This window comes from Candidatus Neomarinimicrobiota bacterium (assembly GCA_018647265.1).
GTDB lineage: Bacteria > Fidelibacterota > Marinisomatia > Marinisomatales > TCS55 > TCS55.
Genome location: JABGTK010000028.1, coordinates 1 through 12,531, shown reverse-complemented (window position 1 = coordinate 12,531; position 12,531 = coordinate 1). Strand labels below are relative to the sequence as shown.

10 protein-coding genes are annotated in these 12,531 nt (G+C 41.6%); 2 read left to right on the top strand and 8 right to left on the bottom strand.

Annotated features, from left to right (window positions below; translation table 11 throughout):
• From HN459_02115 to HN459_02080, 8 genes are all read right to left on the bottom strand, one after another.
• On the bottom strand, positions 1 to 107 hold a 107-nt coding region (locus HN459_02115; GenBank protein MBT3478235.1), incomplete at its 3' end, for a hypothetical protein.
• A gap of 153 nt (positions 108 to 260) precedes the next feature.
• Positions 261 to 3,182 carry a BamA/TamA family outer membrane protein gene (locus tag HN459_02110; GenBank protein ID MBT3478234.1) on the bottom strand — a complete coding sequence of 974 codons (2,922 nt, stop codon included), beginning with the start codon at positions 3,180 to 3,182 and terminating at the stop codon, positions 261 to 263.
• Positions 3,183 to 3,270: 88 nt separating this feature from the next.
• Entirely contained in the window at positions 3,271 to 4,170 is a 900-nt protein-coding gene (locus tag HN459_02105) for an EamA family transporter (protein ID MBT3478233.1), read from the bottom strand.
• Positions 4,163 to 5,635, bottom strand: a complete 1,473-nt coding sequence (locus tag HN459_02100; protein MBT3478232.1) for a sodium:solute symporter family protein — start codon at positions 5,633 to 5,635, stop codon at positions 4,163 to 4,165. Before HN459_02100 ends, HN459_02105 begins: the two co-directional genes overlap by 8 nt.
• A complete protein-coding gene (locus tag HN459_02095) occupies positions 5,625 to 5,822 on the bottom strand; it encodes a hypothetical protein (protein MBT3478231.1) in 198 nt (65 codons plus the stop codon). Before HN459_02095 ends, HN459_02100 begins: the two co-directional genes overlap by 11 nt.
• 4 nt (positions 5,823 to 5,826) lie before the next feature.
• Entirely contained in the window at positions 5,827 to 7,194 is a 1,368-nt protein-coding gene (locus tag HN459_02090; protein MBT3478230.1) for a hypothetical protein, read from the bottom strand.
• Between the two features lie 25 nt (positions 7,195 to 7,219).
• A complete protein-coding gene (locus tag HN459_02085) occupies positions 7,220 to 9,097 on the bottom strand; it encodes a sodium:solute symporter family protein (GenBank protein ID MBT3478229.1) in 1,878 nt (625 codons plus the stop codon).
• A 68-nt stretch (positions 9,098 to 9,165) separates the two neighbouring features.
• Positions 9,166 to 10,434, bottom strand: coding sequence for an alkaline phosphatase family protein (locus HN459_02080; GenBank protein ID MBT3478228.1), 1,269 nt, complete (start codon positions 10,432 to 10,434; stop codon positions 9,166 to 9,168).
• Positions 10,435 to 10,461: 27 nt separating this feature from the next.
• Here HN459_02080 and HN459_02075 point away from each other — a divergent pair, with 27 nt between their 5' ends.
• Together HN459_02075 and HN459_02070 are read left to right on the top strand one after the other, a co-directional pair.
• Positions 10,462 to 11,118, top strand: coding sequence for a nitroreductase family protein (locus HN459_02075; protein ID MBT3478227.1), 657 nt, complete (start codon positions 10,462 to 10,464; stop codon positions 11,116 to 11,118).
• 19 nt (positions 11,119 to 11,137) lie between these two features.
• Positions 11,138 to 12,531, top strand: a 1,394-nt coding sequence (locus HN459_02070) for a carboxypeptidase (protein ID MBT3478226.1), incomplete at its 3' end; no start/stop codon positions are given.

Below are 12,531 nucleotides of genomic sequence, written 5' to 3'. Positions count from 1 at the left end.
TTGTTGCCGCCGTGAAAACGGACCACGTAGTCGGATTCGCCGGCAAAGAAATCGGTGATTTTTCCCTTGCCTTCGTCACCCCACTGGGCGCCGACGATTGTAGTGATTTTAGATGAGCGTGATGTCACTTAAAAGGGTTTGCTGGCTGGCCTTTGGTATGAGGAAAGAAAGCATTATTTACACAGTTTAGACCGACAAGATTACGGCGAATTCACAGTGTCGCGAAAGCGGCAATTTGTCTAAAACTGAAATATTATTATTTAAAACGGATTGGTCAACGCGAGGCGATAATAACGAAGAGGTTTTTTATCATTTTTCCAGTCATCAATTGTTTGTGCTTCACCACCAGACAGAACAAATGGTCCTAAAGTAATCCGTAATTCATATCCACCTGTTACAACCATTGCTTCTTTATCTATATCTGAAGACCAAGCATTTCCAAAATCAGAAATAAGATTAAATGATGCAATTTTTGGTGCAATTGGAACGCGATATTCTAAAGATCCATAAATGAGTTTATCACCTAAGCGATTACCCGACCAACCTCGCGGATTGTGGTTTTCAGGCAAAAATTCACTGGGACCAATTCCACTGATATAGATTGGTTCATCATCCGTAAGTCCAAGAAAATCCTGCGCTGGTGGTTTTCCGGAATACATCATTGTTTTTATCCTGAAAAACAGAGCTGTTTTTCCAACGGGAAGATTGGCATACATATCAGTTTTAAAACGGGTGTAACTGAAACTACCGAAAACATTTTTGTTGGCATAATCCACTTGGGCCAAGACACCGTAACCTTGTGTTGGATGAAGAAAGTTCCACTTATGTGGGCGTTTGTTTGACCAAACATAACGCAATGAAATCAAACCTTCTTTCCCTTGTTCCGGAATTGGAAGGTCTACGTATTTACTTGTATCCAGTGGAATTAGCTCACCTGTTTTTTTATCGGTTTTATTTCCCACGGTAACGCGATGGTTAAAAAAAGTAGTCCTTAAAGATATATTATGTGTTGATGATAGCGATTTACCAAAATTCATAGGATGGGTCATTGAGAATGAAAGGCCATCTTTTAAGTCGATCATGTTTGACTGGTTATATCGCCGGAAAGTGCCCTCAATGTTTTTTGAAATAGAAATGGACCATAAGGGTCCAAAGTTTGCTGTGGTATAATCGAATAAAAATCCACTTGTATTTATATCGGTTGGATTTAAAAAACCAACTGTTGTGAATATATTTCGTCCCAGTGCATCTGTCCAAGAAAACATCCCAAAAGGAGACGGTGATGGTATTAGCAATTTGATAAAAGGCCGCATGTGTTTTGTGAATTTATATTTTTGAGGATCTGAAATTTCCGGCAGTGAGTCAGTTTTTTCATTAACGAAAGACACATCGGGCCCGGCCTTTAGCCAAGACGTATAGTTTTCTCTAAGTGAGAGCGGCTTTGTGTAGGGCTTCCTAAAAGGATTCACCTTAACCAATCGGACGGAATCCACATCACCAAGCGAGGAAGCCAAAATGAGGGAATCATTAGGCATCCACTGCTGGGTCCAAATCCCATCGCCTGCATCTGTATTTACCGTTGTGCGTCCGGTGCTCAAGTTTATAGTATGGATATTCGGTACACCATTAGCATTGGACGTATAAGAAATTGCTGTTCCATCTGGATGCCACACGGGGCCAATGTCCGCCATAGGCTCAGTTGTAATTTGCTTCAGATCACCTGATTTAACACTCAACGTATAAATATCCATATTTGCGTTTTTAGGGCTCATGGCAAATGCGATCAAACTCTGATCCGGCGAAACAGATAAAAATGTAATCTGCGTATTATCGGTAAAATTGGTAAGTGGTTTTGGTTCTTCGCTGGCTATGTCTAAAGTATAAATATTGGATACATTATTATGGTGGGCAACATAGGCAATGGTGTTGGAATCCAGCCACACAGGGTAAGAGGCCCGTTGGGATTTGGTTAACCATCGGTGCTTTTTTTCTTCTGTATTGTATACTTTAATATCATAAACTAAAGATTGGTTTTTCCCAAAGTGATATTTAGAATAAGCTAGATTCTCCCCCTTGGGAGACCAAGATAGGGATTGATGAAACTGTCCAAAATCTACCTCTTCTTTTTTCCAAAGCATTTTTCCTTTATAGGGCTTTTCTAAAGCGAGCGAATCCTTTTTAGTTTTCTTTTCTTTTTTCTTCAGCTTCTCCATGCCCTTTTCCCATTTTTCAAATCGTTTTCGTTCTTTGGCTGTATCCTGATTGGCGATAATGAGAGAAACATCTTGCTGTGCTTTATCAAACAATCCAAGCAAAGCAATTTTGGTACTGTCTTCATAAAATGAAAAGGACTGCATTTTCTTAATTGGAAGGGTAAAAACTTCTCCCATTTCTTTATAAGATTCTTTTTGTGAGCGATAACCATAATAATAGGTGTTCATATGCCTGCGCCAATCCTCATTGAATTGACTAACCGTGATTCCGGTGGCTTTTTTAAACCCCTCACCAAATGAAAATGTTTTTAATCCATTTCGATAGGCCAACGTTTTTGTAATGGTGGAATCCCCAAACCGATCTGCCCAATACAGCATTTTTGAAAACCCGTCATGGTGAGGATCCATCGAACTCATTTTATTTTGAAGGATGTGTTTTTTATGTGAAAGGTCAGCGCGATAGGGGCGCCAACTTTCAGTCTCATATTCGGCGGTGCCTTCAACAACCCACCCCGGCAGTCCCGATATTAAACGACCCAAAGGATCTGGAAACCAAGATTTTGTTTTATGCAATAGAACAATATGCTGGAGTTCGTGGGAAAGAACCTGCTCGAGCCACTTTCCTTTTTCCAGCCAAATGGCAGCATCGTTTTGGTCCACCCAGATGAATGTGTTGTACATCCACATGGCAAAACCGTTCATGATTTCATCTTCAGTGGTGAAAATAATATCAATCCGTGGAATGGTATCCAGATCCATTTGCGCCAGTAACGTGGGACGAACATGTTCAGCAATAATGGCGCCCTCCTTGGCAATATCTTCAATTCCTTGGTGATAGTGGATGTTAAAATGTTTGGTGGAAATGGTTTGCCATTTGAGTTCAGGATGGACACGGTCAGAAAACATCCAAGTGCTTTGGGCGGTTAAAATGGTAAAAAGGGCAAGAATTAAAAGGGGCAATCTTTTCATAATTAGAATGTGGCTTTAGTTAATAATTGGAATTGTTTTTTATATAGACTCAAAAAATCTATTTTTGTTGTCCCGGAATTTAATCAGGTTAAGGAATATTTTTCTTTTGTTCTTTGAATACACCCAGCACGCCAACGAGGACTAGGCTTGCACCCCCTAAAGTCCACGGAGTGATCGGTTCTCCTAAAATAAAAAATCCGAGAATTACGGCAACAACGGGGTTAACATAAGCATAGGTAAATACAATATTGGGTGGCAGCAGTTTAAGGGCTTTTACAAAGGACGTAAATGCAATCACAGAACCGAAAATGATCAAGTATCCCCACGCCCACCACGCTGATGAGACGGGATTCATTGTTGGCTCAGATATAATAAAAGATGTGATCAAGAGTGCAATCCCACCGGTAAATTGTTGTACTGCCGAACTGATCTCCGGTGTGGTATTAATCTTTTTCCTTTTTTGGTAAATGGATCCAGCGCCCCAACTTAACCCCGCAATAATCAATAAAAGCGCGCCACGAAGATCCCCTAAATTTCCTGTTCTGATTGCGGTCCAGTTGAGGACAGCAATCCCGGCAACACCAATTAATAATGAAAAAGCAAGAAAAACTGAAGGCCGCTTTTTATCCAAAATAGATTCTATAATTGCTACCCAGATTGGTGTGCATGAAATGATTAAGGCGGCGTATCCTGACGGGACGGATGTTTCTGCGATGGCAACTAATCCGTTGCCACCCCACCAAAGAGCTAAACCAGAAAGAGATAGAACAATCCATTCTTCTTTGTTTAAGCGCATGGATTGTTTTTGAATGAACCGCGCCAATGCAATAAGAATCAAACTACCGGCAAAAACGCGAGTGGCAGACATGATCATAGGTGGGAAACCTGATCCTTCTTGCACCGCCACGCGGATTCCAAGATAGGTACTTCCCCAAACAACATAGACAATCAGGAGGTGGACGAGTCCTGTAACGTTTAATTTATTCATTTCTGAATACCTGACGTTTTTCCATTAAAAATATTGTACCTACATTTATTATGAGCCCCCATACGCCGGCATGAATGCCCCAAGGTTTTGCTGGGATCGCAAGGCCCAGCTTATTGGCTACCATGGATCCAACTGCAAAGAACGTTCCAACAATCATACCCGTATAAATTGAAGATGCCCGCAATTTTTTAAAATAAAGTCCGAGAAAAAATGCCGGTGCAATCTGGATTAGTAGTTCCAGCTTAATCTCAAGCAATCGCCAAATCGTTTGGGGAAGTACAATGGCTAGGTATACAGAAAAAGCCATGATTCCCCATGAAATTATTTTCCCAAGACGGGTAAGATCTGCCTGACTTTTATTAGGTTTAAATCGAGCATAAAAATCTTTGGTAATAATGGACGACATAGATAGGAGCGCTGAATCCACGGTGGACATGATGGCGGCAATAGTGGCCGATAAAAACAGAACCATAATCCCAGTGCCAATAGCGCCCCGGTTTCCTAGATCTTTGAGCACATACAGGGTAGCGCCTTCACTGGTTTGGCGGTCCAGCCCCGGGAACAGGGCAAGGGCGGTAAGGCCGACCACAACCATAAATAAAGTAGTAATCAAGGGCATAAATGCCATGATTTGTATCGTACGTTTAAGTGTTGTTTCATTTTTGGCGGCATAGATACGCTGGACCGCGTGGGGATAAAGGGAAATACCAAAGAACCCTAAACATACTGTGCTAAACCAACTCAACTTTTGGGTGGAAGTTGGTGGGGAAAATTTATGAGGAGCGGATATTGCCAATTGATCATAAATGAACTGAAAACCGCCATATTCAATTTGAATGGTAATAAAAATGGTAATGACCCCGGCCATAAGAATAGTCCCCTGAAGAGCATCCGTCCAAGCGACACTACGCATACCTCCTAAGGTTTCATAGATGACCATGACAAGTGAAATGACGATAATTCCAAAAGCAAAAGGAATGACGCCACCCGTCACTGCAACAATTATATATCCGATTGCCTTAAGGTTGGTAAGCACATAATTAGCCATGGCCATGAGACACAGGGCCGCTGCAAACAGAGTTAATGGTGTATGATTAAAGCGATGATGAATATAGTCACCCGGTGTAATAAATTGGTGTTTTTTGGATAGACGGTATAGTTTCGGCGCATATACTAGAAAAGCACCAATGGCAGCAGATAAAAGAGTAATAAGAACAAGAGCGTGATACCCTTCCCGGTAAGCTCGGGCAGAAAATCCCACCAGCGTATTCCCGCTATATTGTGTGGCATATAAGGTTAGAAATAAGACCGACAGTCCCATGCCCCGCCCTGCTAAGTAAAAGTCAGATAAAGAATTTTCCTTTTTTGCCCGATGTCCTAGATAACCAATGAGGATTAATGATAAAATATAAAACCCGAGGAAGGCGATTCCACCGGAGCCAAGAAGTGCCCCTTCACTTTTCATGGGAATCAGTCCGCCAGTATTTATGTAATACGAATGCTAAGAGAAAAGAATATAAAACAGCACCAATAACAGCATATGCCGCCCACGGTGGGAGTCCAAAAAAAGCATCTCCGTCTTTAGAAAACCACCAGGGGACAGTTAAAAGCAGTCCCACCCAGGTAATCGTAAATGCTTTTTTTGGGGACATAGGTTTAGTGGAAAATAAATTCAGGGACAGGTTGTTTTTTATTCAGTATAGGACTGAGTTTATTCCGCAAGTATTGGTCAAAAAATTCTGTAGATAAATGATTAATCAGGTAAACAGATTGTTGATTATCTAAAGTTCCCACATCAAGAAAATATTGTGCAAAGGGAGAGAAAAGTGGAGAATCAGAATAATCCAAATGACGGGTGTTTTCGATCGTAATCCAATAACTTGGACCGCGGTTATGTTTAATAATTGTATCAACAAAAGAATTATTTGATGGATAGTCGGAGTCCTTCCAACTTGGGCGCCCCATATATAAAAAGGGTTGAGCCAAGCCAGTTTGAAGTACTTTTTTTGGGACAGGGTTCATCCAACTGTCCATAACAGAGACCGCTTTAATTCGATTATCCAAATAGGCTGCCAGGATACTTGTGCCACCGCCAAACGAATGACCGGTTATGCCAATCTTTCCCAGATCCAAATACCCATTCAAGGGGTGTTTAATCTTGCCGGATTGGATTTGCGTCAACTGATCAATAATAAAACTGATATCCGCCGCCCGAGTATTTATTTGTTTACGGCGGATGATAACGCTATCAGGATGTCCCGTAATTTCAGAACGATAGTCAGCCACACGGCCATCAGGGAATATAGTAATATTTGCATCGTAGCTATGATCCATCGCAATGACTGCGTAGCCATGGCTGGCGAGTTTTTCCGCAAGTGAAGTATGGATTTGTCGCATACCCGTAATGCCGTGAGAAATAATGATAATTGGAAAGGGCGCCGGGATTGAATTTGCATCCAGATTCAAATAGGCGTTGGTTTTAGTTAGGGGCAGGTGATTAACTAAAAAACCGGGGAAGCCGCCGGCGCTACCCATTGTTTCTGCCCGAAGATCCATTCGGTCTATATAAGGTGTGCGTTTAGTTTTTTTTACCTTTTGACCAGGATACCATAATTGAACCATGATTTGTCTTTTGTCACTAGGATCTTCACCCGTAAACCATTCCAATCGGTTTTGATCTATCCAATGATGGGATGTGGATCCAATGGAATAAGAGCCCGTTAATGTCGGGAGCATTATGACTGGTCCCGCAATGGGTAAAAAAACGGAGATGGGAAACCAAATAGCTAAACAAACTTTAAAAATGGTCAGAACGGCTTTTTGCTGCAAAAAAGCGAGTGCAATGAAAAGGCCGTAGGCAGGATACATTTGCCAATGGGGTTTTTCCAAAAAGAAATGAATAAGGAAAACAGCCAGAATAATTTTTAATAATAGATTAGATTGTTTCCTTTTATTAGGGGCAGAAAAAACTTGAACAGTTCCCCATCCCAATAGAATAATAAAAATAATTTCAAATGGTCTCAAAATAGCCCCTTTTTATATAATTATTTCAGTTGAGTTCTTTTGATAGTTTTTCAACTTTTTCAGGATCAATAGGATCTGACATTCCCATATGGAAAGCCAAAAACCACATTACAAATATACCATAGAATAAAAACATAATTTGCCAGACCCATAAAGAAGGTAACCCAAATGGGGCCCACAATGCGGGCGAGTTGGGATCAGAAAAAAAATTATTTCCGATGGTGGCAAAAGGGCCAAATCCAACGAGAAACCACACAAGAGTTAATCCCCAAGCCAATTTAATCTTCTTTTTTCTTTTCGGTGTCATGCCCGTAACGGATTGAAGTAGTTGGTGTTTTTTTGCTTTTACCATTTTTGCCGCATTTGATTCACCGGAAAAATGAGACACTAAAAATGTTGTTAATAGGTTAAAGAAAATGCCCCAGCCTGCACTATGGATCGTCAATGGATATGCTCCCCATGGCACGCCAAACCAAGCAGAAGTTTTATCTGTGAGTGTAACAGCTATCAGGCCGATAATTAAACCAGTAACAACACCTTTGGTAGTGAAGCCCTTATAATAACAAAGGCCAATCAGTGCTGGATACATTTGGAAACCATAAGCAACGGCTAAACCGCCCAGCATAACAATCGCTTGACTGGAATTTGCTGCTACGATCAGAGCGGCGCCTGCCACCAAGACGACAAAGATTCGACCAGTCGTTTTTTGTGTTTGATCTGTGGCGTCGGGAGAAATGTATTTTGCATAGATATCTCTTGTGACCATAGCGCTGAAGGTGGACATGTAAGCAGAACCGGTACTTTGCATAGCCGCCAGAGCGCAGACAGCCAGTAAGCCCACCAGCCATGGTGCCGTATCGGAAAGTAAATTGATTAATTCAGGGACGAGGTTCTTATCAGTGATATTTGTCAGGGAGCCATTCGCCACGAGGACATGTCCTCCCATTCCCTGGAAAATCGTGAATGTAAACAACAGGATTCCTACCACAATAGATGAAGCAACAACTTGTTGCCAGCGAAATGCCTGTGGTGTTTTATTAGAAAAGGCCCACATAGAAAAAGCAGGGGAAGATTGAATGCCCATAAGGGCAAACATGTAAGTCATGCACATGATTCCTGTCCATGCGCCGCCGGAAGCTTTTGATCCCGCAGATACCATTTGAATACTCCCTGGTATAGCAACTTTCATTGAATAACCCTCGGGTGTAAGGTTTTGTCCTGAGGAAATATCTTTTTGGATAAGATCAGCCAACCCGCTAGTAAAGCCACCCCATCCGCCGGCATAAGAAATTGCGATGCCGCCCAGAATAGCAATCCCTACGGCAAGTAAAATGGCTTGAGCACAATCCACGTAAGCAACGGATTTTAATCCTCCGGAAGCCACATAAATCACAACGACTGTGGTGAGTGCAAACATACCAAAATTAACACTAACCAATCCATCAGAAAGCACATTGAACAAAGTACCGGATGCTCGGAGTTGGACACCTAAATAAGGAACGCTGAATAAAAAAGCCACCAAGACGGTCAGAAGCCGCATGGCATTACCGCCATAATAATCGCTGTACATTTCGCCAGGAGTAATATAGCGGTAAGCTTTCCCCAAAACCCATTGTCGTCTTAAAAAAAGGACACCGGTCAATGGTATTGTTAGGGCATAAAAAGAAGCAAAGGCATAAGGTAATCCATCTGTAAATATTTTTCCGGGATGACCCACGAAGGTCCAGCCACTAAAGCTGGTAGCCGTTGCGGCCAATACAAATACCCAGACACTAATTGAGCGTCCGGCTAGAAAATAGTCTGTTGAAGTTTTTGCAGCACGTGCGCCCTTAAATCCCCAAAAGAGACAATAAGCCCAATAGAGCCCTACAAATGCAATGAGCCAAACAAATTTTACGTCCATATTAACCTTTTACCTACGTTATGAGTTCGGGAATTATAGGTAATTGAGAGTGAATGTGGGAAGTAAAATTAGTTTGAAAGAAAAACTGCCGTTGAATCTAGGTGTCCATCATTTTTTGCAGGAACCAATTCAAGAATATTACACATCATTTCGTAGAGGTGAATATTGGTTACGCCGGGACCTTTTAGACCGGACTTAAAGGCAGGACCATACCCCACAAAGATTCCACCCATAGATTTGTAAATAGGGTCAAACCCGTGAGTAGCGCCTTCATATCTATCATCATTGTTATCTTTATTAAAAGAGACTCGGGTTGAAATAGACCAATGTTCGTCAGCAACAGCCGTAATGGGTTGAATTCGCCGATGGTTATTATAATGAAGTCGTTCCGGTGCAGCACCTTTTTTATATACACGCATTTTGGGGTGGGCGTTCTTCAGTTTTGAATAAATGGAATCCACATGAATTTTTGGCAAAATTGCGGTAACAGGCGTCCAGTCTACCATTGTAACATTATCCATATTAATATAATCATCCAGAAAGATCATAGAGTCTGAGGAGGTAGATGCCATGCCGTGATCGGAGACAAGCATGATATTTACGTCATCGAACATATTGCGGGATTTGAGTCCGTTAATCAACCGGCCAATTGTTTTATCCATTTCTTCAATCCCGGATTTCACTTCATCAGAATCAGGACCGTACCCATGGCCAACATCATCCATCAAACTGAAATAGGTTGATATGAATTGCGGCCGTTTGGATGGGGCATAATCCAACCATTTTAAGATTTGGTCAATTCGGGAATTGTGGTTGATGGCGCCGTCATAGACAAAATATTCTGTGGGACGAACGCCCATTATCTCAGCCTCAGAAGCGGGCCAAAACATGGTCATTGTTATTTTATCTTGTTTTTCTGCTGTAACCCAAAGGGGCTCCGCTTCATACCATTTCCCATCTAAAACGGCTTTGCTTCCTTGTCCAATAAAATATTTTTCATCAAAGACCGGATCATACATAGAATTGGCAATAATGCCATGATTTTCAGGATAACGACCGGTAACAATAGTAATATGGTTTGGGAATGTTTTGCTGGGGAAGGAAGGAATTAGAGCCTGTGCTTCGACACCATTTTTTATTAATGCATCAAAGTTGGGTGTGTTAGTTTTATCAAAATAATCCCACCGAAACCCATCCATGGATATTAATATTAATGGTGTTTCTCCTTTTCCAAGCGGTTCGTCTTTTGGGCATGCACTTATTGCCAAAGAAAAAATTGGAATCAGGAAAACTAAAAGACGATTCATTTTCACGGTTGATTTAAATTCTTTTTCCATAATCGGAGGTTAATTTAGGCAATTGCCATGGGATTCAAAAAACTAGACTTTAAAGAATTTTCAACTGAAGACATGTTGTCCAGGTCCAAATCCTTCTTGGATGATATAGCCAAACGGCGAACCGTACGGGAATTTTCTGACAGAGCGGTTCCCATTGAGATAATTGAAAATTGTATAAAGACGGCCGCCACCGCCCCATCTGGTGCCAATAAACAACCATGGCAATTTGTTATTGTACAAGATGCCAATGTAAAAACAAAGATCCGCGAAGCGGCGGAAAAAGAAGAAAAAGAATTCTACAGACACCGCGCCACCAAAGAATGGCTAGAAGATTTGAACCAATTTGGCACTAATTGGCATAAACCCTTTTTAGAAATGGCGCCCTACCTAATTGTAGTATTTAGGCAGATTTATGATGTAGAGGATGACGGGAGCCAGCGAAAAAATTATTATGTGAGTGAATCGGTAGGGATTGCCTCTGGATTTCTTTTAGCAGCCTTTCATAATGCGGGGCTGGCAACATTAACCCACACTCCAAGTCCCATGAATTTTTTAAGCGAGATACTGAATCGACCCGCGAATGAAAAAGCATTTTTATTAATTCCGGTGGGCTATCCTGCCGATGATGCAGAAGTCCCGGAAATTACCAAAAAATCATTTGAAGAAATTTCGGAAATAATTTAAATTAATTCATGAGGTGTTTATGTTAAAAAGAAGCCTGTTTTTCTATACTTTGTTTTTTGGAGCCATTTTGGCTCAAAGCCGATCTCTGCCAGCAGACACCACAGTGGTAACAAACCATAAAACCACGATTAAGAATAAGCGAATTGAATATAAAGCCACAACAGGAACTCAACCTGTTTGGAATGAAGATGGCAAGCCCATTGCGGCGGTTCATTATACATATTATGAAAGGACTGACATTAAGAAAAAGAACACTCGTCCTATCATGATTTCGTTCAATGGTGGCCCTGGATCTGGTTCGGTCTGGATGCACTTGGCCTATACGGGCCCCATGATTTTGAATGTGGATGATGAAGGTTTTCCCATCCAGCCCTATGGTGTGAAAAGCAATCCCTATTCTATTTTAGATGTGGCGGACATTGTTTATGTAAACCCGGTGAATACGGGTTATTCCCGAATCGTGGATAAAGAAGTAAAGAAAGAAACATTTTTTGGCGTCAATGCGGATATTAAATATTTGGCGGAATGGATTAATACCTTTATTCAGCGCGTAAATCGGTGGGAATCTCCAAAATATCTCATTGGCGAAAGCTATGGCACCACTCGCGTTTCAGGGTTGGCCTACGCACTGCAAGGTCGCCAGTGGATGTATCTCAATGGTGTCATATTGGTTTCACCTACTGAGTTGGGCATTGACTCAGGTAGCGGTCGTCGTGCCGGGCCCGTTGGCGCCGCGCTTCGCGTGCCATACTTTACTGCCGCTGCATGGTATCACAATAAATTACCTAAAGATTTACAACGAAGAGATTTGCTAGATGTGTTGGATGATGCAGAAGATTATGCTGTGAACGAGCTAATGGCTGTTATTGCAAAAGGAGGCTTCGTTGATGAAAAAGAACGGCAAGAAGCTGCCCGAAAAATGGCGCGATATTCTGGAATTTCTGAAGAATCAATTTTATCTTATAACCTGGATGTACCTTCATCATTTTTTTGGAAAGAGCTCCTCCGTGAAGAAGGATACACAGTGGGTCGGTTGGATTCTCGCTACAAAGGAATAGACAAAACCAAGGCGGGTGATAGTCCGGATTTCAATTCTGAACTAACTTCATGGCTTCATTCATTTACGCCGGCCATTAATTACTATTATAAAAATGTGCTCAAGTTTGAAACGGACATGAAATACAATATGTTTGGTCCAGTCCGTCCATGGGATAGTTCCAACAATAGAACAGGAGAAAACCTGAGGCAAGCGATGGCCCAGAATCCATATTTGCATACCATGGTTCAATCGGGTTATTACGATGGCGCCACCAAATATTTTGATGCAAAATATACCATGTGGCGTTTGGACCCAAGCGGCCGAATGAAAGATCGCTTGAGTTTCAAAGGCTATCGAAGCGGTCACATGATGTA